The 22,026-nt window shown below is 69.9% G+C and carries 18 protein-coding genes; 15 read left to right on the top strand and 3 right to left on the bottom strand.

The genetic code is table 11. The features are described from left to right. Window positions 1-363 precede the first annotated feature (363 nt). Both BKK81_RS05720 and acdA read left to right on the top strand, forming a co-directional pair. Window positions 364-1,554: a CaiB/BaiF CoA transferase family protein gene (locus BKK81_RS05720; protein WP_071011289.1), complete on the top strand. Its 1,191-nt coding sequence runs from the start codon at window positions 364-366 to the stop codon at window positions 1,552-1,554. Between the two features lie 87 nt (window positions 1,555-1,641). Further along, window positions 1,642-2,829, top strand: a complete 1,188-nt coding sequence (gene acdA / locus BKK81_RS05725) for a 3-sulfinopropanoyl-CoA desulfinase (RefSeq protein WP_071011290.1) — start codon at window positions 1,642-1,644, stop codon at window positions 2,827-2,829. A gap of 39 nt (window positions 2,830-2,868) precedes the next feature. Here the strand turns inward: acdA and BKK81_RS05730 are convergent, their stop codons facing one another. Next, the gene (locus tag BKK81_RS05730; RefSeq protein WP_071011291.1) at window positions 2,869-3,771 is read right to left on the bottom strand and encodes a LysR family transcriptional regulator; all 903 of its coding nucleotides are present in this window, start codon (window positions 3,769-3,771) and stop codon (window positions 2,869-2,871) included. A gap of 126 nt (window positions 3,772-3,897) precedes the next feature. Between BKK81_RS05730 and BKK81_RS05735 the strand changes: the two genes are divergently transcribed. The 6 genes from BKK81_RS05735 (at window position 3,898) to BKK81_RS05760 (ending at window position 10,124) form a co-directional block, all read left to right on the top strand. Beyond that, a complete protein-coding gene (locus tag BKK81_RS05735; RefSeq protein ID WP_071016102.1) occupies window positions 3,898-5,097 on the top strand; it encodes a pyridoxal phosphate-dependent aminotransferase in 1,200 nt (399 codons plus the stop codon). 111 nt (window positions 5,098-5,208) lie between these two features. Further along, window positions 5,209-6,816, top strand: a complete 1,608-nt coding sequence (locus tag BKK81_RS05740) for a thiamine pyrophosphate-binding protein (RefSeq protein ID WP_071011293.1) — start codon at window positions 5,209-5,211, stop codon at window positions 6,814-6,816. Window positions 6,817-6,893: 77 nt separating this feature from the next. Further along, window positions 6,894-8,075, top strand: coding sequence for an acetylornithine deacetylase (argE, locus tag BKK81_RS05745; protein ID WP_071011294.1), 1,182 nt, complete (start codon window positions 6,894-6,896; stop codon window positions 8,073-8,075). Window positions 8,076-8,859: 784 nt separating this feature from the next. Then, on the top strand, window positions 8,860-9,183 hold the full coding sequence (locus BKK81_RS05750; protein ID WP_071016104.1) for a hypothetical protein: 324 nt from the start codon (window positions 8,860-8,862) through the stop codon (window positions 9,181-9,183). 14 nt (window positions 9,184-9,197) lie between these two features. Further along, entirely contained in the window at window positions 9,198-9,557 is a 360-nt protein-coding gene (locus tag BKK81_RS05755) for a hypothetical protein (RefSeq protein ID WP_071011296.1), read from the top strand. 75 nt (window positions 9,558-9,632) lie between these two features. Then, the gene (locus BKK81_RS05760) at window positions 9,633-10,124 is read left to right on the top strand and encodes a lytic transglycosylase domain-containing protein (protein WP_083383956.1); all 492 of its coding nucleotides are present in this window, start codon (window positions 9,633-9,635) and stop codon (window positions 10,122-10,124) included. 53 nt (window positions 10,125-10,177) lie between these two features. On the opposite strand, the gene BKK81_RS05765 is transcribed toward BKK81_RS05760, so the two are convergent. Then, window positions 10,178-11,074 carry a LysR family transcriptional regulator gene (locus BKK81_RS05765; RefSeq protein WP_071011297.1) on the bottom strand — a complete coding sequence of 299 codons (897 nt, stop codon included), beginning with the start codon at window positions 11,072-11,074 and terminating at the stop codon, window positions 10,178-10,180. Between the two features lie 134 nt (window positions 11,075-11,208). Between BKK81_RS05765 and BKK81_RS05770 the strand changes: the two genes are divergently transcribed. The 3 genes from BKK81_RS05770 (at window position 11,209) to ppk2 (ending at window position 15,066) form a co-directional block, all read left to right on the top strand. Next, entirely contained in the window at window positions 11,209-12,918 is a 1,710-nt protein-coding gene (locus tag BKK81_RS05770; protein WP_071011299.1) for a hypothetical protein, read from the top strand. A gap of 84 nt (window positions 12,919-13,002) precedes the next feature. Then, entirely contained in the window at window positions 13,003-14,064 is a 1,062-nt protein-coding gene (locus BKK81_RS05775; protein ID WP_071011301.1) for a transporter, read from the top strand. An 87-nt stretch (window positions 14,065-14,151) separates the two neighbouring features. Further along, window positions 14,152-15,066, top strand: a complete 915-nt coding sequence (gene ppk2, locus BKK81_RS05780; RefSeq protein ID WP_071011303.1) for a polyphosphate kinase 2 — start codon at window positions 14,152-14,154, stop codon at window positions 15,064-15,066. Window positions 15,067-15,351: 285 nt separating this feature from the next. On the opposite strand, the gene BKK81_RS05785 is transcribed toward ppk2, so the two are convergent. Then, entirely contained in the window at window positions 15,352-16,449 is a 1,098-nt protein-coding gene (locus BKK81_RS05785; RefSeq protein WP_071011304.1) for a substrate-binding domain-containing protein, read from the bottom strand. Window positions 16,450-16,662: 213 nt separating this feature from the next. On the opposite strand from BKK81_RS05785, the gene BKK81_RS05790 reads away from it, so the two are divergent. The 4 genes from BKK81_RS05790 (at window position 16,663) to BKK81_RS05805 (ending at window position 21,968) form a co-directional block, all read left to right on the top strand. Then, complete coding sequence (locus tag BKK81_RS05790) at window positions 16,663-17,205, top strand: formate dehydrogenase subunit gamma (protein WP_071016108.1); 543 nt, start codon at window positions 16,663-16,665, stop codon at window positions 17,203-17,205. Next, the gene (locus tag BKK81_RS05795) at window positions 17,202-18,785 is read left to right on the top strand and encodes a formate dehydrogenase beta subunit (RefSeq protein ID WP_071011306.1); all 1,584 of its coding nucleotides are present in this window, start codon (window positions 17,202-17,204) and stop codon (window positions 18,783-18,785) included. The genes BKK81_RS05790 and BKK81_RS05795 overlap by 4 nt, the downstream gene beginning before the upstream one ends. 39 nt (window positions 18,786-18,824) lie before the next feature. Beyond that, a complete protein-coding gene (gene fdhF, locus BKK81_RS05800) occupies window positions 18,825-21,674 on the top strand; it encodes a formate dehydrogenase subunit alpha (protein ID WP_071011307.1) in 2,850 nt (949 codons plus the stop codon). Window positions 21,675-21,746: 72 nt separating this feature from the next. Beyond that, on the top strand, window positions 21,747-21,968 hold the full coding sequence (locus BKK81_RS05805) for a formate dehydrogenase subunit delta (protein ID WP_071011309.1): 222 nt from the start codon (window positions 21,747-21,749) through the stop codon (window positions 21,966-21,968). Window positions 21,969-22,026 lie beyond the last annotated feature (58 nt).

Here is a 22,026-nt window from a genome sequence, read left to right on the forward strand (position 1 = left end):
CCGGGGGCAGGCGCTGGCCGGCCGCGGCGGCCTGGATCACCCCGTCGGCTTCGTCTCTATGCTCGCGTGCTGGACCACACCGACGGCTTCGCCATGCGTGGCACTTTGCTGAACCACCCCTCTCCCCCACCTTCTCCCCGTGCGGGGAGAGGGAGCCAAGACCTCGTGCTTGGCGATTGGTGTTGGCGCATCGCGTCGTCCCGACTTGCGGCGCAATTCAATTGAGCTTGACCACAGTTGATTTCTAGAATCGTCGCAGGCTGATAAACGGAGGGACACCGTGCGACGAGCAGTGAGAGAAGCCGCTGGCCAGCGCCGCGCCGGCGGCGCACACCGGGATAGCGGTTCGACGCGGGGTGCCAGATGACCGGCGCCATGGAGCAGATGGCCCTGGCCGGCATCCGGGTACTGGATCTGTCACGGATCCTCGCGGGCCCGAGCGCGACGCAACTGCTGGGCGATCTCGGTGCCGATGTCGTCAAGGTGGAGCGGCCCGGCGAGGGCGATGACACGCGCAAGTGGGGCCCGCCCTATATCCAGGATGCGAACGGCAACCCGACCGACGAGAGCGCCTACTACCTGAGCGCCAACCGCAACAAGCGCTCGATCGCGCTGGACCTGGCGTGCGACGAGGACCGGGCCCTGATCCACCGCTTGCTGGAGCGCGCTGACGTCCTGGTGGAGAACTACAAGGTCGGCGGCCTCGCCCGCTACGGCCTGTCCTACGAGCAGCTCAGGGAGCGGTATCCCAGGCTGGTCTATTGCTCCATTACCGGCTTCGGCCAGACGGGGCCCTATGCGGAGCGGCCCGGCTACGATTTCCTGATCCAGGGCATGGGCGGCATCATGAGCCTGACAGGCGAGCCCGAGGGGCAGCCGATGAAGGTCGGTGTCGGTATTGCGGATGTGATGACGGGAATGTATGCGGCGGTCGGGATCCTGGCAGCGCTGCATCATCGGAACCAGCATGGCGAAGGCCAGCATATCGACATCTCCCTGCTCGATGCGCAGATCGCCTGGCTGGTCAACGGCGCCACCAACTACCTGGCCGACGGGAAGCTGCCGCGGCGCCTGGGCAACGGCCATCCGAACATCGTTCCCTACCAGGTCTTCGACACCGCCGATGCGCCGATGATCCTTGCCGTGGGCAACGATGCGCAGTTCGAGCGCTTCTGCCGCGTAGCCGACCTGGTGCCGTTGACGTGCGATGCCAGGTTCAGCACCAATCCGGCGCGCGTCGCGCATCGGGAGGCGCTGTGCGAGCGGGTCGCCGCCGCGCTGGGCCGGCGCGGGCGGGCCGACTGGCTGGCGGCGCTGGAAGCGGCCGGCGTGCCGTGCGGCCCCGTGAACAACCTCGAGGAAGTCTTCGGCGATCCCCATGTCAAGGCACGCGGGGCCGAGGTCCGCGTGCCGTGCGAGTGGGCCGGCGATGGACATGTCAGGCTGCTGGCCAACCCGCTGAAGCTGTCGCGCACACCGGCGACCTACCGCAGGCTGCCGCCGCGGCTGGACGAGCATCGCCGCGCGATCCTGAGCGACTGGCTGCCTGACTGACACGAAGACGAAGACGAAGACGAAGACGAAGACGAAGACGAAAACGAAAACGAAGGCGAAGGCGAAGACGACGCCGCAGGAGAAGACATGTTCGAACTCACCGCACAACAGAAGGCACTTCAGGGCAGGGCGCGCGAGCTCGCGCAGGGCGTGTTCGCCCCCACCGCCGCCGCCACCGACGAGACGGAGGCCTATCCGTGGGCGAATGTCGAGCGCCTGCGCGCCGAGGGCTTCATGGGGATGACGATCCCCAAGGCGCTCGGCGGGCAGGGCCGCAGCTATCACGACACCGTCATCGTGATCGAGGAGATGGCCAAGGCCTGCGCCACCATGGGGCGCATCACGGTCGAGGCCAACCTGGGCGCGATCGGCGCCATCATGCGCTACGGCACCGACGCGCAGCGCCGGCTCGCGGCCGAGGCCGTGCTCGGCGGCGACAAGCCGGCCATCTGCATCTCCGAGCCGAACGCCGGCAGCGCGGCCAGCGAGATGACGACGCGCGCGGACCGCCTGGGCGATCACTACATCCTCAACGGCGAGAAGTACTGGATCACCGGCGGCGGCGTGTCCCGGCTGCATCTCATCTTTGCCCGCGTCTTCGACGATGGCATCGAGCAGGGTATCGGCGCCTTCCTCTGCATGCGCGACGGCGACAGCCCGCAGGGCCTGGTGGTGGGCCGGCGGCTGTATGCGATGGGGGTGCGGGGCATTCCGGAAACCCATCTCGAGTTCCACGACCTCAAGCTCCACAAATCCATGCTGGTGGTGCCGCCGGGCGGGCTGCAGCGCGGCTTCGCGGCCCTGATGAACGCCTACAACGCGCAGCGCGTCGGTGCCGGCACGGTGGCATTGGGCATCGCCCAAGGGGCCTATGAAGAGGCCGTGGCCTATGCGAAATCCCGCGAGCAGTTCGGACGCCCGATCGCGGAGTTCCAGGGCCTCCAGTGGATGATCAGCGATATGTCGATCCAGCTCGAGGCCGCCCGCCTGCTGCTGCACGCGGCCGCATGCAGCGGCGCAGATTTCCCCGACATCGCCATGGCCGCCCGCGCCAAGATCTTCGCCGCCGAGACCGCCAACAAGGTCGCCAGCGATGCCCTGCAGGTCCACGGCTCCTCGGGCTACGGCCGCCACCTGCCGATGGAGCGGCACGTGCGCGACGCCAGGATGTTCACCATCGCCGGCGGGACCGCGCAGATCCTGCGGACGCAGGTGGCCGGGAGCATCCTGGGCATGAAGCTGCCGCAGACCAGGCAGGGGTACCTGGCGCGGTAAGCCGGACGTCGCGGCGCGCCGGAGCGCGCTGCGCAGGCCTCAGGCCGTCTTCTTCGCCGGCAGCGTCTTCGCCTGCTGCCACAGCGCCCACGCCGCGGGCGAGAGGCGCTTCTCGCTCAGGCATGCCAGGCCGATGCGGCGCGACGCGCGCGGCGCGAGGCTGCGGTACACCACGCCCTCGAACCTGGCCGGCGCGGCCAGCGCGGCGATGATGGACACGCCTTGCCCGCGCGCCACGAATTCCAGGATCGACAGCAGCTGGGACAGCTCGTGCGTCACCGTGGGGCGTATCTCGGAACGCGCGAACAGCCGCGAGACCAGCTCCTGGGAACCCGCGTGGGTCAGGACCAGGGGATAGGCGGCGAGATCCTTCAGCGAGACCGTCGAGCGCGCGGCCAGCGGGTGCTGCTCCGGCAGTACCGCGACGAATTCATCGACCGCGAGGGGATGGGTGTCGAACTGCGCCTTGGGCAGCGTCACCACGCCGATCTCGATGCGTTTCTCCACCAGGTCCTGCTCGATCTCCGCATCCGGCTTCTCGGTGACATAGACCTCGATACCCGGATAGCGCGCCTTGAACTTCTCCAGCAGCGGCGGCAGCAGGTTCAGCGAAGAGCTGGGACCGAAGGAGCCGATGCGCAGCTTCCCCGTCTTCAGCCCCGCGCTGGCGGCGGCGGTCGTCTGCACCAGGTGCAGGGCCATGAAGACATCGCGCACATGGGGCAGGATCAGCTGTCCTGCATGGGTTAGCGCCAGGTGGCTCCCATTGCGGTCGACCACTGCGGTCCCGAGCACCGTTTCGAGCGCGCGCAGCGCATGGCTGGTGGCGGAGGGCGTCATGCCCAGCCGCGCGCCGGCACTGGCGATTCCGTCGGAAGAGGCCAGCGAGAGAAAGAGCTCGAGCTGGCGCAGCGTCGGCGTGCTTTGGGCGATGTCTGGCATTGAGTTCATTCTCAATTGAGTGTGACGGACTTGAATTCTAGACTGTGTTCCATCCGATCGCCCAGATCGCTTCCAGCCCGGTCCCGGACCGATTCCTGCTGCAGAACCATGGAGAGTTTGAAGATCATGTTTTCGACAATGATGGCGTCGCTGCGACCCTCGCCCATCCAGGAAATGGCGGAACTGAGCCGACGCGCCGTCGCCGCCGGCCAGGACGTGGTCGACATGACGCTCGGCGAGCCCGACTTCCCCACCCCGCCGCACGTGGGCGAGGCCGCTGTCAAGGCCATCGCCGATGGCCAGACCCGCTATACGCCGATCAACGGCACGGTGAGGCTGAGAGAGGCGATCGTGGAGAAGTTCCGGCGCGAGAATGGCATCCACACTACCCCCGGCGAGATCAGCGTCGGCTGCGGCGGCAAGCAGGTGATCTACCAGGCGATGCTCGCCACGCTGAATCCGGGCGACGAGGTCCTGATCCCGGCACCTTACTGGGCATCGTACGGCGACATCGTCACCATGCATGGCGGCGTGCTCAAGCCGATCCGGACCAGCCCCGCGCAGGGCTATGCGATGCAGCCGGAAGAGCTGGAGGCGGCCATCACCGCGCGCACGAAATGGCTGATCCTGAATTCGCCGAGCAATCCCAGCGGCACGGCCTACACGCGTGCGCAGATGGAGGCGTTCTGCGCCGTGCTGCGGCGCAGTCCCAACCAGTCCTTCTTTATCCTGGCCGACGACATCTACGAGCACATCCTGTTCGATGGCGCCGTGTTCTCGACCCTGGCGAACATCGCGCCGGATCTGAAGGACCGCATCCTGACCGTCAACGGCGTGTCCAAGGCCTATGCCATGACCGGGTGGCGCGTCGGCTTCGCATGCGGGCCCAAGCCGCTGATCGAGGCGATGACGAAGATCCAGATGCAGGTGAATTCGCACACGTCCTCGGTTTCGCAGGCCGCGGCCGTGGCCGCGCTGAAAGGCCCGCAGGACGAGGTGCGGCGGCGGTGTGCCGCCTTCCAGGCCAGGCGCGACCTGCTGCTCGAGCGCTTCGCGCACATCGAAGGGCTGCGCACGCCGCGGCCGGAAGGGGCCTTCTATCTCTTCCCCGATGTGCGGGCCTTCATCGGCAGGTCCAGGGCGGACGGCGGCCGCATCGCCAATGACGTGGATTTCGCCGCCTATCTGCTGCAGCATGGCGTCGCCGTCGTGCCGGGGTCGGGCTTCGGCATGCCAGGCTTCATGCGCCTCTCCTACGCCACCTCGGAAGACAAGCTGGAGAGCGCGGCAGCGCGGATCAAGGCAGCCACCGAGCGGCTGCAATAGGCCGGCGCGCCGACCGCCGGCCGCTGGCCCCTGGTCGCGCTCGGCGCCGCGCCTTCACTCTTATCGACTGTATCAACCGGACTGCCTGTCCTACCTCGAGGATGCTTCATCATGACCACTGTGTCTGAATTGATTGGCCAACGTCTCCACGCCGCCGGTTGTCGCCGCGCATTCGGCATCCCTGGCGGTGAGGTGCTTGCCGTGATGCAGGGGCTCGACCAGGCCGGCGTCAGGTTCACCCTCGTCAAGCACGAGAACGCGGGCGGCTTCATGGCCGAAGGCGTTCATCACCGCGACGGCGCGCCGGGCGTGCTGGTCGCGACCCTGGGGCCCGGCGTGGCCAATGCCGTGAACGTGGTGGCGAACGCCTGGCAGGACCGCGTGCCCATGCTCTTCCTCACCGGCTGCGTCGACGAAAGCGAAGCGGCGACCTACACGCACCAGGTGTTCGACCACGCCCAGCTCATGCGCCCCATCACCAAGGCCTCGCTGCGCATGACGGCGGAGGCGGCCGAGGCCATCATCGACAAGGCCATTGCGATCGCCATGGACGACCCGCCGGGGCCGGTGCATATCGACGTGCCGATCTCGGTGGCCGTGCAGCCGGCGAAGCCCACGGCCGGCAGCCGGCGCGCCGTTCCGGCGCCGAGCGTTCCCGCGGACTCGCCGGCCTTCGAGGAAGCCAGGCAGTGGCTGGCCGCGGCGAAGCGCCCGGTGATGATCGCCGGCGTCGAGGCGCTGCATCACGGCGCGCAGGATGAAGTGCGCGCGCTGGTGGAGGAACTGGGCATCCCGCTGATCACCACCTACAAGGCCAAGGGCATCGTCGACGAGCGCCATGGCTTCGTCATCGGCGGCGCGGGCTTGTCGCCCATGGCCGACAAGGTGCTGCTGCCGCTGATCCAGGAAGCGGACCTGGTATTGCTGGCCGGCTACGACCCCATCGAGATGCGCGTGAACTGGCGCAATGTATGGGGTGCGGACCAGCGGGTGGTGGAGTTCTCGGCGACGCGCAACACGCACTATATGCACCAGGCTTCCCACACCTTCGTGGGCAGTATCAAGGAAGGCCTGCGCAAGCTGCGCAGCGGGATCCGGCGCGCCTCGACCTGGTCCGCGGCGGAGGTCGGCACCATCGTCGGCGCGCTTGCCGCGATCTGCCGCACTGATGAAACGTGGGGGCCGGGCGCGATCGTCGACGTGGCGCGGCGCGTCCTTCCCGACGATACCGTGGCCTCGGTCGACAGCGGCGCGCACCGGATCCTGCTCAGCCAGAGCTGGAAATGCTATGAGCCGCGCGGCCTGATGCAGTCGTCCGGCCTGTGCACCATGGGCTGTTCGCTGCCGCTGGGCATCGGCGCCAAGCTCGCCGATCCGGCGCGCGCGGTCGCGGTATTCACCGGCGATGCCTGCCTGGAAATGACACTGGGCGAGCTGGCCACCGCCCGCGACGCGCAGACGCCGGTCATCGTCTTTGTCTTCGCGGACGAGTCGCTCTCGCTGATCGAGATCAAGCAGCGCGCCAACGGGCAGGAGAACCTTGGCGTGGACTTCGCCGGCACCGACTTCGCCGCGGTCGGGCGCGTGCTGGGCGGCCTCGGCTTCGACGTCCGGTCCAGAGACGAACTGGAGCATGCGATCGGCCAGAGCCTGGAGGCGGATTGCTTCAGCGTGATCTGCTGCCACATCCCGCGCAAGGCGTACGACGGGCGCATCTGAGGACCGGCGCGCGGGGACGAAGGCGAGGCATGTCCCCGGCGCAAGCCCTGGCACCGGCAAGCTGACGAGGAGACAGAATGAGCAGGACGGAGGAGACAGTCCCGGAGCGCACGCGATACTGGCTGAAGACCCTGATCGGCTTCAAGACCGTATCGGGCAGCGACTCGAACCTGGCGCTGCTCGAATGCGTGGAGGCGGCGCTGGCCCGGTCGGGCTTCCGCACCTTCTACAGCAAGTCGCAGGATGGGGCGCGCGCCAATCTGTTCGCGTCGATCGGAGCCGGGGACGGCGGGCTGCTGCTGTCGGGCCACACGGATGTCGTGCCCGTGGCCGGACAGGCGTGGAGCCGGCCGGCATTCGAGCTCACCGAGGATGCGCAGCGCTTCTATGGGCGCGGAACATGCGATATGAAGGGCTTCATTGCCAGCCTGCTCGGCGCGGTCGAAGCGGTCGAAGCGGCCGACCTGAGCCGGCTGGGCCAGCCCCTGCATATCGCCCTGACCTATGACGAAGAGATCGGCTGCCTCGGCGTGCGCAGGCTGATCGAAGACCTGGCGGCGGCGCGCATACGGCCATCGGCCTGCATCGTGGGGGAGCCCACCGCCATGCAGGTGGTGCGCGCGCACAAGGGACGCCAGGCCTACCGCTGCCATGTGCACGGCCAGGCGGCGCACTCGTCGCTGTCCGGCGCCGGCGTCAATGCGCTGCTTGCCGCCAGCCGGATCGTCGGCGCGGTGGGCGAGCGCGCGGACCTGCTGCGGCAGACCGAGCACGACGACGGCTTCTACGTGCCGTATTCGACCATGGCGCCCTGCCGCATGATGGCCGGCCACGCCAACAATGTCATCCCGGAGACGGCGGAGTTCGATTTCGATCTCCGCTTCCTGCCATCGACCGATCCGGAGGCGGTGATGGCGCCGATCCTCGACACGGCAGCGGCGATCGAGCGGGAGATGCGGTCCAGGGTGGCCGACGCCAGCGTGCGCATCGAGCGGCGGACCTCGGTTCCCGCGCTCGCGCCGGCAGACGGCGCGAACGGTGTCGCCGCCATGGCGCTGCAGGCGGGTGCGCGGCCCGGCCGGCACGTCGCCTTCACCACCGAGGGCGGGCTCTACCAGCAGGCCGGCATTCCCGCGATCCTCTGCGGCCCGGGGGATATCGCCCAGGCGCATACGGCCGACGAGTTCATCGACAAGTCGCAGATCGCCGCCGCGCACGTTTTCTTCGAGCGTTTGCTGGCGCTGCTCGGGCGCGGGTAGGGCTCGGGCAGGGCGCGTGCAGGGCGCGTGCAGGGCGCGGGCAGCCCCAGCCTGCCGCCTCTCCCAGCATGCCGGGCGACGTCACGGCGTTCGCCTGGGCATGGTTCGCCATGCGGGTGGTTCCCGGCGGATAGTGCGGGCGTTCGCGGTGGGCAATGTCCTCGGTGTCATCCTTCCGCCGTCGGTGCTGAGCCAGATCGACAACCAGTCGGCAGCGCGATGCTGGCCGCCATCAACGCGGAGCATCCGCCGAGCAACCGCCGTGCCCGGCGGTTGCTCGATCCAGGTCGTGCAGTTCCCTTGGCGCCTGCGGGCGAGCCCCGGCGCGTTGTATGGTGCCGACACTAAGGCCGGCGGCAGCGCCGCGCCAGCCTGCCAGCGCGCGTGCGCGGCGCTGCCGCGTGACAGGCTGCAGGCAGTAGCGCCGGCATCACTGCCGCCCCCTTGAATGTGGTTCCCGCTGCCTGCGCGCCATGCGCAAGTGCCGTTCATGGCGCCTGTGCAGCGTGTACGCATGACAGTGGCAATGTGATGCCGCTGTCATGAATTGCAGCCATCCGCTTCCGATCCGCAATGAAAGCCGGGGAATGCCGGCCAATTCCCCGTTTTGGCGCGTGGGCCCGGCTTGTACAGTACGCCCGCATTCAACGGGTCGGATCAAGTGATGGACGCAAATCGCATTTCCAATGTCTGTGGCGCCGATGCCTGCCGCGCGGCCGGGTGGCCGCGCCGCCCGCGGCTGCCGGGGCCCGTGTGGCTGGCGGGCGCTGCCGCGCTGCTGGCCATGGCAGGCTGCGCCCAGCTGCCCGGCGAGGCGCCGGAGGGCGCCAAGCGTGGCAGCGAGGTCTTCCGCTTTGCCCTGCCCCCTGACGCGCTGGGCGCGCATGACCCGCAGCTCACCGCCGTGCTGGGCAAGGCGGGCGCGCTGGCGGCCGCGCAGAAGCAGCCCGCGACCATCCTGGTGAGCGCGCTGGGCCAGGATTTCCCTTACCTGAACCAGGCCTTGTGGGCCGGCGTGCCGGCACGTGCGGCGACGCGCGTGCGCCTGGAAAACCTCACCGTCGGCGCGGGCCAGCCCTATAGCGTGGCGATCCGCATCGCCGAGTGACCGGAGTCCCGCCGATGCCTCGCGTCTTCGTATCCCTGCGTTTCCCCATGCTTGCGCTTGCCGCCTGCCTGACGCTGTGGCGGCCTGCCGTGGCCGCGCCGGCCGATGGCGCGGCGCCGGACCGTGTCTATCCGCCGCTGCCGTCGATGTCCCTGCTGCCCGCCGGCACCGCAGCGGCGCCGGACGATGGCGCGGAGCCCGCGCCGTCTTCGGCGCACGCGCAAGGCCGCAAGCGGCGCGCTCCGGTGCTGCTGCCCGTGGCGCTGGTGCGCAAGCCGGCTGCCGTGCCGGCGCCACGCCTGGTGGTGTCGGAGGCATCGCATGCCTACCTGGCCGGCATCGAACAGCAGCTCGAGCAGGCGCTCAAGCGCTGAGCCGCGCCGAGCCGCGCCGAGCATCCGATGCGCCACACCATTCCCGCCACCCGCCGATCCTGGAGCCCGACCATCATGCCCTGCGCAGCGCCGTCCCGGCCCGAGTCCACGCACCGTCGATTACCGCGCCGCGCCGCCTGCGCGGCAGCCCTGGCCCTGTCCTTGTCCGCCTCGCTATGGAGCTTGTCCGCCCACGCCGGCGACTGCTTCGAGCAGGCCGGGGTCTACCAGGGCGTCAATCCCTTGGTCCTGCGCGCGATCGCCTGGCACGAATCGAAGGGCGATCCCGCGGTCGTGCACCGCAATACCAACGGCTCGGTCGACGTCGGCCAGGCGCAGATCAACTCGGTCCACTTCGGCACCCTGGCGCGCTACGGCGTGCCGCGGCAGGCCCTGACCGATGCCTGCGTCAACATCTACGTGGCCGCCTGGCTGCTCAAGCAGAAGATGGTCAAGTACGGCAACACCTGGCGCGCCATCGGCGCCTATCACTCCGAGTCGCCAGGCCAGCGCGACGACTACGCACGCCGCATCCAGCGCATCCTGGTGGCCTGGGGCGAGCTGTAGGCGGCGCGTTGATCCGGCGCTGACGCCGCGCTCAGGCGGCGCTCAGGCGGCGCTCAGGCGGCCTCGTCGAGCGCCTCGGCCAGCGCCGCGCGCAGTTCGCGCAGCGGCGGCGCCAGCCGCCCCGGCGTTTCGCGATGCACCAGCCAGGCCCGCACGCGCGGCTGGAAGTCCCGCACCGTCACCACGCGCAGCGCCGGCAGCCAGGCGCTGTCCGCCAGCGCCGCCGCGGTGGTGAGCCCCAGGCCGAGCCCGCGCGCCACCAGCGACAGGCGCAGTTCGTTGGCATGGGCTTCGATGCCGACCCGCAGCGGCAGCCCGGCCGCTGCCAGCCGCTGGCGGATCGCGCTGCGGAAGCCGCAGCCGTCGGGGTTCAGCACCCAGGCCTGCTCGGCCAGGTCCGCCAGTGACGGGTCGGCCGGCAGCGGCAGTTCGCGCGCGGCCACCACCAGCACGGGCTGGCCGCCCAGGTCGCAGGCTTCCAGGCCGGCCGGCAGCGGTGCCCCTTCGGGCAGGCAGAAGGCGGCCGCGTCGATCTCGTGGCGCCGGCACTGCTCGGCCAGCGCCTCCGGCCAGCCCGACTGCACGCGCAGGTCAAGGCGTGGAAAGGTCCGGTGCAGGCGGTCGAGCGGTGCCGCCAGTGCGACTTCCGACAGGTAGGGCGTGATGCCGAGGCGGAACTCGCCGGCGGCATCCTGTTCGCCGGACACGCCGCCGCGCAGCGCCTCGACCGCGTGCAGCACGCGGCGCCCGTGCTCGTAGGCGGTGCGTCCGGCCCCGGTGGGACGCAGCGGCTTGGCCTGGCGGTCGAGCAGGACCGCGCCCAGCCGCTCCTCCAGGCTTTGCACGCGCCGGGTGATGCCCGGCTGGGTCAGGTGCAGGCGGGCCGAGGCGCCCACGATGGAGCCGGTCTCCACCACGGCCACGAAGGCTTCGAGATCATGCAGGTTCATGCCACTCTCGCATATCGAACATGACGCGGATTCAATGGCCGGATTATAGGGAGCCGGCCTAAAATCGGCCGCAGCGGCGGGAGGCGCGCAAACCGGCGGATGGGCCGCCGGCCGGCACCGCCGGGAGACCGTGCATGACCCTGCTGTTGGATACCACGATTCCGCGCACGCTGGACGTGCTGCTGGCCCGCTTCGCGCAGCGTCCCGCCACGCGCGTCGAGGCCTGGCTGTTCGAGGACGAGGCGGCCCGCCGCGAGGCCGAGGCAGTCCTGGCGGGCAGCGGTACCGAGGCGCGCTTGTACAGCGCCTACAAGCCGCTGCTGCACCATTTCCTCGAGACGGTGGCGCCGGTGCGGCCGCGCCGTGTGACGGTGCGCACGCCGGCGGGCGACTTCGCCCGCTTCCGCCTCGAAGCGTATCCGCTTGCCGCGCTGTTGCCGGACACCGCGCTGAGTTTCGTGCCGGGCGAGCTGCCGCTGGCGTACGAAGTGGACGTCGACGGGCAGGTGCAGCACGTCTTCGTGCCGCACCGTGCCGGTGCGCAAGGCGGCTCGTGCGGCTGGCTGCGCGTCTGGGAGGGGGAGGCGCTGGTCGAGGACGGGCCGCTCGAGACCGAGTTCGAGCAGGCCTACCAGGCCGTGATGGCGGCGGTCGGCGCGCATGCCTGGCCCGCGGCGGCGCCGTACTTCGGCACCTTGCAGATCGAGGTGGAAACCGGCGGCATCGAGCGGCGCCTGCCCTGGCAGGACGAGTGCCTGAGCACGCGCGAGGCCCTGCACGAGGAGTTCTATTTCGCCATCCTGGCCGGGTTCCAGCAGCGCGCCGGCAAGCCCGACGGCGACCGCACCCTGCAACCCGGCCAGATCGTGCCGCTGCTGCGCGCCGGCAGCGGCGACACCCGCGTGCGCGTGTCCGTGCTGCCGCTGGCGCCCGCCGCGCCGGAGCCCGCGCCGGCATCCGTGCCGGTACCCGCCGAGGCCGCGCCGGGCGGGCTGGCGGCGGCGATCGCGCCGCTCACGCCGGCACAGGCCGACGCGGCCATGGCGGCGCTCGGCGGCGAGCCCTTCCTGTACGCGTCGACGCAGGGCAGGCCGGTGCGCGGAGCCTACTTCGCGGGCGCCGGGCCGGCGCTGGTGGTGACCGGCGGCCAGCATGCCAACGAGACCTCGGGCGTGGTGGGCGCACTGCGTGCTGCGCAGGCGCTCAAGCAGCGCGGTGCCCACTTCGCCGTGGTCGCCAGCGAGAATCCCGATGGCGCGGCGCTGCACCAGCGCCTGCGCCAGGACCATGCGCGCCACATGCTGCATGCCGCGCGCTACACCGCGCTGGGCGACGACCTCGAGGCACGCCAGGCGCCGCCGTACGGCGAGAAGGGCGCCCGCCTCGAAGCCATCGCGCGGACTTCGGCGCGCCTGCACCTGAGCCTGCACGGCTACCCGGCGCACGAGTGGACGCGGCCGCTGAACGGCTACGTGCCGCATGGTTTCAGCCAGTGGACCATCCCCAAGGGCTTTTTCCTGATCCTGCGCTACCACGCCGGCCTCGATGGCACGGCCTTCCTGGACACGCTCGCCGCCCGGCTGGCGGCCGATCCGGAGCTGGCCGCGTTCAACGCCGCGCAGCTCGCCGTGTGGGACGCGCATGCGGGCGAACTGCCGTTCGCGGCGCGCCACGGCATCCCCTGCATGCTGATGGAGGACCACCGTTCCACCGTGCCGTTCACGCTGGTGACCGAGTTCCCGGACCAGACCGTCTACGGCGCTGCCTTCCGCCTGGCACACACCACCCATATGCGCACGGTGCTGCATGCGGCGGAACTGCTGCAAGAGGGCTGGCTCGGCTGAGCGGGGCGGGAGGCGCCGCCACGGCGTTCGCGCCGTCATCGGCTCGTGCTAAGGTTGCATATCGCGTTTTCCGGATATGTCGCAATGCATGCTGGCCTGGTCGAATCCAACTATGGCTCGGACCCGGTAGGTCTGGTCAGTGGTTTCCGCTTCCGCGCCGGCCAGCCCGGCGCAGAGATCGACTCCGCGGCCGCCGTGGCCTGGCTCAAGGAAGCCGGCGCGGTGCCGCAGGCTGCGGAGCAGGGCGCAGCGACAGGCGACGAGGCAGCGCAGGACTTCGTCTGGCTGCATTTCAACCTGTCGCACAGCGCCTGCGAGCGCTGGCTGCGCACCACCCTGGGCCTGCCGGAGGCCTTCTTCGAAGCGCTGCGCCAGGGTTCCAGCTCGACCCGTATCGAACGGCTCGAATCCACGCTGCTGGCCGTGGTCAACGACGTCATCTACAACTTCGGCGTGGTCTCGACCGATATCTCCACCCTGTGGGCCTGCGCCGACCGCCGGCTGCTGGTGACCGCGCGCGCCAGGCCGCTGCGCTCGGTCGACCGGCTGCGCGCCTCGGTGCGTGCCGGCGAGCGTTTCCGCTCGCCGCTGGATGCGCTGGTGCACCTGTTCCGCGACCAGGCCGACGTGCTGGTGCAGATCGTGCGCGAGACCAGCGCCAACGTCGACAAGATCGAAGACCAGTTGCTGTCGCAGCGGCTGCAGGGCAACCGGTCCGCGCTGGGCGCCATGCGGCGCGGCCTGGTGCGGCTGCAGCGCCTGCTGGCGCCCGAGCCCGGCGCGCTGTTCCGCCTGCTGAACCGGCCGCCCGAGTGGGCGCGCGAGGACGACCTGCTGGAGTTGCGCGCCTCCACCGAAGAATTCTCGCTGGTGCTCAACGACCTCGCCGCGCTGGTCGAGCGCATCAAGCTGCTGCAGGAAGAGATCGCCGCCGCGCTCAACGAGCAGACCAACCGCACGCTGTTCACCCTGACCCTGGTCACCGTGCTGGCGCTGCCCATCAATATCGTGGCCGGCTTCTTCGGCATGAACGTGGGCGGCATCCCGCTGGGCGACCACCCGCACGGTTTCTGGATCCTGGTGGTGCTGGTGGCCACCTTCACGGTATTGGCGGGCCGCTGGGCCTTCCGCCGCAGCGCGGGTTGAGCCGATGGAGCCGCGCCTGCGTCACGCGCCTGCCATCTGCGTCGCTTAGCATCGGCGGAGGCCCGACGGCATCTCTGGGAGAACAATATGGAACAAAACGAAGACGCACTGATCCGGCGCATCTATCGGGAGCTGGCCGACCACTACGACGAGGAAATCGAGCTGGAGCTCGAAGACCGGCTGCCGGAGTCGCTCAGCGATGCCGGCGCCGGACCGGACGAAGCCGAGCGCGAGGCCCGGCACCAGTATTTCCACGAGCTGTTCCGCCTGCAGGGTGAGCTGGTCAAGCTGCAGAACTGGGTGGTGTCCAGCGGCCACAAGGTGGTGATCCTGTTCGAAGGGCGCGACGCCGCCGGCAAGGGCGGCGTGATCAAGCGCATCACGCAGCGCCTCAATCCGCGCGTATGCCGCGTGGCGGCGCTGCCGGCGCCCAACGACCGCGAGCGCACCCAGTGGTACTTCCAGCGCTACGTCTCGCACCTGCCGGCCGCCGGCGAAATGGTGCTGTTCGACCGCAGCTGGTACAACCGCGCCGGCGTCGAGCGCGTGATGGGCTTCTGCACCGACGAGCAGTACGAAGAGTTCTTCCGCTCCGTGCCCGAATTCGAGCGCATGCTGGTGCGCTCCGGCATCCAGGTCATCAAGTACTGGTTCTCGATCTCGGACGACGAGCAGCACCTGCGCTTCCTCAGCCGCATCCATGACCCGCTCAAGCAGTGGAAGCTGAGCCCGATGGACCTGGAATCGCGCCGGCGCTGGGAAGACTACACGCGCGCCAAGGAAGTGATGCTCGAACGCACGCACATCGCCGAAGCGCCATGGTGGGTGGTGCAGGCCGTCGACAAGCGGCGCGCGCGCCTGAACTGCATCCACCACCTGCTGGGCCAGATGCCCTACGTCGACGTCGAGCACGCGGAAGTGGTGCTGCCCGCGCGCGAGCGGCGCAAGGACTACGTGCGCCTGCCGGTGCCGGCCACGATGATCGTGCCGGAAGTGTATTGAACGAGAAGGCCGGCGCGATCGGGTTCGCGCCGCGCCGGGTTGCTCCCCTCTCCCGCTTGCGGGAGAGGGGCTGGGGGAGAGGGCAGGCGCCGGCTGGCCGCGGTGGTCGGGATCACACCGTCGGCTTCATTCTTGAACGGCTTCGATTCTGCGTGGCGCCTTGCTAAACCACCCCTCTCCCCAAACCTCTCCCCGTGCGGGGAGAGGGAGCCGAGACACTATGCTTGGCCGATGGCGTTGGCGATACCCGTTGGCTCTCTCGATCGGCTCAGGCGCATCCCGCCGCTATCCCCCGCTCCCCTCATATCCCGCGAATGCCTGCTCCAGCGTCAGCACCGTGCCTGTCAGCGTCGCGTCGTAGCCGGGCAGGGCGTCCACGCGTTCGCGGAAGCTGTCGCTGCGCAGCGCCGAGACGGCGCGCGCCAGGGCCGGCGTCTGCAGCATCTTTTGTTCGATGGCGAAGAAGTAGCGCTCCTTGAGCACCGGCACGAAGCCGAGGCCGAAGCGGCGCGCGGCGGTTTCCACGCCGAAGCCCACGTCCGCCATGCCGCTGCCGATATAGGCGGCCACCGCCGCATGGGTGAACTCACCGTTGCGGTAGCCGTCGATGCGCGCGGGCGCGATGCCGCGCGCCTGCAGCAGCAGGTCGAGCAGCAGGCGCGTGCCGGAGCCCTCCTGCCGGTTGACGAAGCGCACGCCGGGGCGGCACAGGTCCTCCAGCCCCACGATCCGCCGCGGATTGCCGGCTTCGACGAACAATCCCTGGGTGCGCACGGCCAGGTGCACCAGGCAGTGCGTGTCCGCCCGCAGCCAGGCGCGGAAGCGGGCCAGCACGGGCGCCTCGAACTCACCGACCGGCACGTGGAAGCCGGCGATGTCGCAGCCGCCTGAGGCCAGCGCCGCCACCGCTTCCAGGCTGCCGCAGTACTTCAGGTCATGGCGCACATGGTGCTCGTCGAGGAATTCGCGCAGCGCCGCCACGGCGAAACCGTGGCTGGCGTGCAGGCGTACCGCGGGATCGGCGGCGCGCACCAGCTTGTCGAGTTCGATCTCCAGTTCCGAGGCCAGGCTCTCCAGCGTCGGCGACAGGCGCGCGCCGATGCGCTTGCTGGCCCACACCAGCTGCTGCGCCAGCGGTGTCAGCACGCTGCCGCGCCCGCGCGTCTTCTCGATCAGCGCCCCGCCGAACAGCGCCTCCGCGTCGCGCAGGATGCCCCAGGCATAGCGGTAGGACAGCTCCACCGACTCGGCCGAGCTGCGGATGCTGCCGCTCGCCTCGATGGCGTCCAGCAAGGCGACCAGCCGTGAGATATCCAGCGGCGCGCGTGTGTCGCCGTGTTCCTCGCGGAGCTGCAGCTGGGGGTGGATGGCGATGCGAAGCATGTCGTTTATGAAATAAAAAGCCTATTGATAGAGCACAGTTGGCTGCCTATAGTCGCAAAATCAGCCGTTGCTCGTTCGGTTCGAACGAGCAATATGAAAAAAATAGCATATAAGGCCGCCGCAACCCAGCCCGTTCCCGGTCCGCTCCCAGCCCGCCAGCGACTGGCCGCGGATGCGCTCCGGGCGCGGCCTTGCCCATGCCCACGGATGCCCATGCCTGACATCGCCCAGCCGGCCGCGCCGGCTTCGCTCGCCGCCGTGCCCCAGCCCGATGGCGAGCGCGCCGCGCAGATCGCGCGCCTCATCGACGCGCACCGGCAGCGGCCGGGTGCGCTGCTGCCGATGCTGCACGCCCTGCAGGATGCCTTCTCCCACGTGCCGGACGAGGCGGTGCCGCTGCTGGCGCGCGCGCTCAACCTGTCGCGTGCCGAGGTGCACGGCGTGATCACCTTCTACCACCATTTCCGCCAGCAACCGCCGGCCGGGCAGGTGGTGCAACTGTGCCGCGCCGAGGCCTGCCAGGCGGTCGGCGCCGAGGCGCTCGCCACGCACGCCCAGCGCGTGCTGGGCTGCGCCTTCCACCAGCCCAGCGCCGATGGCGCCTTCACGCTGGAGCCGGTCTACTGCCTGGGCCTGTGTGCCAGCGGCCCGGCCATGATGCTCGGCGAGCAACTGCACGGCCGCGTCGACGCGGCACGGTTCGATGCGCTGCTGGACGCCGCGCGCACGGCGCAGGCCGGGGAGGGCGGGGCATGAGCGCAGACCGATTCCTCGAGGCAGGCCGCCTGCCGGTCACCGTCTACGTGCCGCGCGACTCCGCCGCGCTCGCCGTGGGCGCCGACGCCGTGGCCGCCGCCATCGCCCGCGAGGCTGCCGCACGCGGTGAAGCCGTGCGTATCGTGCGCAATGGCTCGCGCGGCATGTTCTGGCTGGAGCCGCTGGTCGAGGTGGCCACCGCGCAGGGCCGGGTGGCCTACGGTCCGGTCGCTCCGGCCGACGTATCCGCGCTGTTCGAGGCCGGCCTCCTGCAGGGTGGGGCCCATCCCCTCGGGCTCGGGCCGACCGGCGAGATTCCTTTCCTCAAGCAGCAGGAACGGCTGACCTTCGCGCGCGTGGGCATCACCGATCCGCTTTCGCTCGACGACTATCGAGCCCACGAGGGCTATGCCGGCCTGGAGCGCGCGCTGGCCATGGCGCCGCGTGAGATCGTGCAGGCCGTGACCGACTCCGGCCTGCGCGGCCGTGGTGGCGCGGCCTTTCCCACCGGCATCAAATGGAACACCGTGCTGGGCGCGCAGGCGCCGCTCAAGTACGTGGTCTGCAACGCCGACGAAGGCGATTCGGGCACCTTCTCCGACCGCATGGTGATGGAAGGCGATCCCTTCCTGCTGATCGAGGGCATGACCATCGCCGGCCTCGCGGTGGGCGCGGAGCAGGGCTACGTCTACGTGCGCTCCGAGTACCCGCACGCCATCGCCATGCTGGAGGCGGCCATCGCCATCGCCACCGCGTCGGGCTGGCTGGGCGACGATCTCCGCGGTTCCGGCCGGCGTTTCCACCTGGAGGTGCGCAAGGGCGCCGGCGCCTACGTCTGCGGCGAGGAGACCGCGCTGCTGGAGAGCCTGGAGGGCAAGCGCGGCGTAGTGCGCGCCAAGCCGCCGCTGCCGGCGCTGCAGGGCCTGTTCGGCCAGCCCACGCTGATCAACAACGTGATCTCGCTGGCCACGGTGCCGGTGATCCTGGCGCGCGGCGCCGCCTACTACCGCGACTTCGGCATGGGCCGCTCGCGCGGCACGCTGCCGTTCCAGCTGGCCGGCAACGTGCGCCAGGGCGGCCTGGTCGAGAAGGCCTTCGGCCTGACGCTGCGCCAGCTGCTGGAGGACTTCGGCGGCGGCACGCGCAGCGGCCGTCCGATCCGCGCAGTGCAGGTGGGCGGGCCGCTGGGCGCCTACCTGCCCGAGGCCCGCTTCGACGAGCCGCTCGACTACGAAGCCTATGCTGCCTTCGGCGGCGTGCTGGGCCACGGTGGCGTGGTGGTGTTCGACGACACCGTCGACATGGCACGCCAGGCGCGCTACGCCATGGAGTTCTGCGCCATCGAATCCTGCGGCAAGTGCACGCCATGCCGGATCGGCTCCACGCGCGGTGTCGAGGTGATCGACAAGCTGGTCGCCGGCCGGCGCGAGCAGGCCGTGCTGCTGCGCGACCTGTGCGACACCATGCTGAACGGCTCGCTGTGCGCGATGGGCGGCATGACCCCCTATCCGGTGCTGTCGGCGCTGGATGCCTTCCCCGAGGACTTCGGCCTCGACGCCGGGGCGCAGCGCGCGGCCTGAGGCCGGCCAGTGCCACAGAGAACGGAACACGAGACACGCATGAAATCGATCGACGACATCGACTACGGCACGCCCCGCAGCGAAGCGGAGCGTGAGGTCACCCTCGAAATCGACGGCGTCGCCGTCACCGTCCCGGCAGGCACGTCGGTGATGCGCGCCGCGATGGAAGCCGGCACCCAGGTGCCCAAGCTGTGCGCCACCGACAGCCTGGAGCCGTTCGGCTCCTGCCGCCTGTGCCTGGTGGAGATCGAGGGCCGGCGGGGCTATCCGGCCTCCTGCACGACGCCGGCCGAGGCCGGCATGAAGGTGCGCACCCACAGCCCCAGGCTGGCCGAGCTGCGCCGCGGCGTGATGGAGCTGTACATCTCCGACCACCCGCTCGATTGCCTCACCTGTCCCACCAACGGCAACTGCGAGCTGCAGGACATGGCCGGCGCGGTCGGCCTGCGCGAGGTGCGCTACGGCTTCGACGGCGCCAGCCATACGGCCATGGCCAAGGACGAGTCGAACCCGTACTTCACCTACGACCCGTCCAAGTGCATCGTCTGCAACCGCTGCGTGCGTGCCTGCGAGGAAACCCAGGGAACCTTCGCCCTCACCATCGGCGGGCGCGGCTTCGAGGCGCGCGTCACCGCGGGCACCGGCGGCAGCTTCATGGACTCGGACTGCGTGTCCTGCGGCGCCTGCGTGCAGGCCTGCCCCACCGCCACGCTGACCGAGACCTCGCTGATCCGCCTGGGCCAGGCCGAGCGCAGCACCGTCACCACCTGCGCCTACTGCGGCGTCGGCTGTACCTTCAAGGCCGAGACCAAGGGCGAGGAAGTGGTGCGCATGGTGCCGTACAAGGACGGCCAGGCCAACGACGGCCACGCCTGCGTCAAGGGCCGTTTCGCCTGGGGCTACGCCACCCACCAGGACCGCATGCTCAAGCCGATGATCCGCGCCCGCATCACCGATCCGTGGCGCGAGGTCTCGTGGGAGGAAGCCATCGCCTACGCCGCCGGCCAGTTCCGCCGCATCCAGGCCGAGCACGGCCGCGATGCCATCGGCGGCATCGTCTCCTCGCGCTGCACCAACGAGGAGGGCTACCTGGTACAGAAGCTGGTGCGCGCCGCCTTCGGCAACAACAACGTCGACACCTGCGCGCGCGTGTGCCACTCGCCCACCGGCTACGGCCTCAAGCAGACCCTGGGCGAGTCGGCCGGCACCCAGACCTTCCGCTCCGTCGAGAAGGCCGACGTGGTGATGGTGATCGGCGCCAACCCGACCGACGGCCATCCGGTGTTCGGCTCGCGCCTGAAGAAACGGCTGCGCGCCGGCGCCCGCCTGATCGTGGTCGATCCGCGCCGCATCGACCTGGTCGAGACCCCGCACGTGCGTGCCGACTACCACCTGCAACTGCGCCCCGGCACCAATGTCGCGCTGCTGAGCGCGCTGGCGCACGTGATCGTCACCGAGGGCCTGCTGGACGAGGCCTTCATCGCCGCGCGCTGCGAGGACCGCGCCTTCCAGCAGTGGCGCGATTTCGCCAGCCTGCCGGAGAACTCGCCGGAAGCGACCGCCGATGTCACCGGCGTGCCCGCCGAGACCGTGCGCGGCGCCGCGCGCCTCTATGCCACCGGCGGCAACGCCGCCATCTACTACGGCCTGGGCGTGACCGAACACGCGCAGGGCTCGACCGCGGTGATGGCCATCGCCAACCTGGCCATGGCCACCGGCAACGTCGGCCGCGAGGGTGTCGGCGTGAATCCGCTGCGCGGCCAGAACAACGTGCAGGGCTCCTGCGACATGGGCTCCTTCCCGCATGAGCTGCCGGGCTACCGCCATGTCTCGGACGCCACCACGCGCGGCCTGTTCGAGTCGGCCTGGAACGTCGACATCCAGCCCGAACCCGGCCTGCGCATCCCCAATATGTTCGAGGCGGCGCTGGCCGGCAGCTTCAAGGGCCTGTACTGCCAGGGCGAGGACATCGTGCAGTCCGACCCCAACACCCAGCACGTGGCGGCGGCCCTGTCGGCGATGGAATGCATCGTGGTGCAGGACATCTTCCTCAACGAGACCGCCAAGTACGCCCACGTCTTCCTGCCCGGCTCCTCCTTCCTGGAAAAGGACGGCACCTTCACCAATGCCGAGCGCCGCATCTCGCGCGTGCGCCGGGTGATGCGCCCGCGCGCCGGCTATGCCGACTGGGAAGTGACCATGCTGCTGTCCAATGCGCTGGGCTATGCCATGGACTACCGCCATCCGTCCGAGATCATGGACGAGATCGCGCGGCTCACGCCCACCTTCCACGGCGTCAGCTACGACCGGCTCGACGAACTGGGCAGCCTCCAGTGGCCCTGCAACGATGCCGCGCCGCAGGGCACGCCGATCATGCACGTGGATGGCTTCGTGCGCGGCAAGGGCCGCTTCATGATCACCCGCTACGTGGCCACCAGCGAACGCGTCAACCGCCGCTATCCGCTGATCCTGACCACCGGGCGCATCCTGTCGCAGTACAACGTCGGCGCGCAGACGCGCCGCACCGACAACGTGCGCTGGCATGACGAGGACCGCCTGGAGATCCATCCGCACGACGCCCAGGAGCGCGGCATCCGCGACGGCGACTGGGTCGGCGTGCACAGCCGCGCGGGCGAGACGGTGCTGCGTGCGCTGGTCAGCGAGCGCATGCAGCCGGGCGTGGTCTACACCACCTTCCACTTCCCCGAGTCCGGCGCCAACGTGATCACCACCGACAACTCCGACTGGGCCACCAACTGTCCCGAATACAAGGTGACCGCGGTGCAGGTGATGCCGGTGGCGCAGCCCTCGGCCTGGCAGCAGCAGTACCGCGATTTCAACGAGCGCCAGTTGCAGCTGCTGCAGGCGGCCGGCGCGGAGGCGGGCTGAGGTGGCGCCGACCGCACGGCCCGCCATGCCATTGTCATTGCCATCGCTATTGCCATCGCTATTTCCATCCCCATGAATGTCGACAACCTGATCAAGATGGCCAACCAGATCGGCGGCTTCTTCGAAGCCATGCCCGACCGGGAGGAGGCCCTGGCCGATATCGCCGGCCACATCAAGCGCTTCTGGGCGCCGCGCATGCGCGAGGCGCTGCTGCAGGCCATGGACCGTGGCGATGCGCCGGGCCTGGATGCGATCGTGTGCGAGGCGGTGGGACGCTACCGCGCGGGCTGGTAGCGCGGCGAGGGGGCGCGGGCGACGCCCCCGCCCAGTGGTACCGGAACCGGAATCGGAG

Source organism: Cupriavidus sp. USMAHM13 (assembly GCF_001854285.1).
In the GTDB taxonomy this organism is placed as follows: domain Bacteria; phylum Pseudomonadota; class Gammaproteobacteria; order Burkholderiales; family Burkholderiaceae; genus Cupriavidus; species Cupriavidus malaysiensis.

Coding starts and splice junctions, on each gene's coding strand:
- acdA (WP_071011290.1), top strand. CDS start 1,642: ATGTTCGAACTCACCGCACAACAGAAGGCACTTCAGGGCAGGGCGCGC.
- BKK81_RS05760 (WP_083383956.1), top strand. CDS start 9,633: ATGCCCTGCGCAGCGCCGTCCCGGCCCGAGTCCACGCACCGTCGATTA.
- argE (WP_071011294.1), top strand. CDS start 6,894: ATGAGCAGGACGGAGGAGACAGTCCCGGAGCGCACGCGATACTGGCTG.
- BKK81_RS05750 (WP_071016104.1), top strand. CDS start 8,860: ATGGCAGGCTGCGCCCAGCTGCCCGGCGAGGCGCCGGAGGGCGCCAAG.
- BKK81_RS05765 (WP_071011297.1), bottom strand. CDS start 11,074: ATGAACCTGCATGATCTCGAAGCCTTCGTGGCCGTGGTGGAGACCGGC.
- ppk2 (WP_071011303.1), top strand. CDS start 14,152: ATGGAACAAAACGAAGACGCACTGATCCGGCGCATCTATCGGGAGCTG.
- BKK81_RS05755 (WP_071011296.1), top strand. CDS start 9,198: ATGCCTCGCGTCTTCGTATCCCTGCGTTTCCCCATGCTTGCGCTTGCC.
- BKK81_RS05735 (WP_071016102.1), top strand. CDS start 3,898: ATGTTTTCGACAATGATGGCGTCGCTGCGACCCTCGCCCATCCAGGAA.
- BKK81_RS05740 (WP_071011293.1), top strand. CDS start 5,209: ATGACCACTGTGTCTGAATTGATTGGCCAACGTCTCCACGCCGCCGGT.
- BKK81_RS05775 (WP_071011301.1), top strand. CDS start 13,003: ATGCATGCTGGCCTGGTCGAATCCAACTATGGCTCGGACCCGGTAGGT.
- BKK81_RS05770 (WP_071011299.1), top strand. CDS start 11,209: ATGACCCTGCTGTTGGATACCACGATTCCGCGCACGCTGGACGTGCTG.
- BKK81_RS05805 (WP_071011309.1), top strand. CDS start 21,747: ATGAATGTCGACAACCTGATCAAGATGGCCAACCAGATCGGCGGCTTC.
- fdhF (WP_071011307.1), top strand. CDS start 18,825: ATGAAATCGATCGACGACATCGACTACGGCACGCCCCGCAGCGAAGCG.
- BKK81_RS05730 (WP_071011291.1), bottom strand. CDS start 3,771: ATGCCAGACATCGCCCAAAGCACGCCGACGCTGCGCCAGCTCGAGCTC.
- BKK81_RS05795 (WP_071011306.1), top strand. CDS start 17,202: ATGAGCGCAGACCGATTCCTCGAGGCAGGCCGCCTGCCGGTCACCGTC.
- BKK81_RS05720 (WP_071011289.1), top strand. CDS start 364: ATGACCGGCGCCATGGAGCAGATGGCCCTGGCCGGCATCCGGGTACTG.
- BKK81_RS05790 (WP_071016108.1), top strand. CDS start 16,663: ATGCCTGACATCGCCCAGCCGGCCGCGCCGGCTTCGCTCGCCGCCGTG.
- BKK81_RS05785 (WP_071011304.1), bottom strand. CDS start 16,449: ATGCTTCGCATCGCCATCCACCCCCAGCTGCAGCTCCGCGAGGAACAC.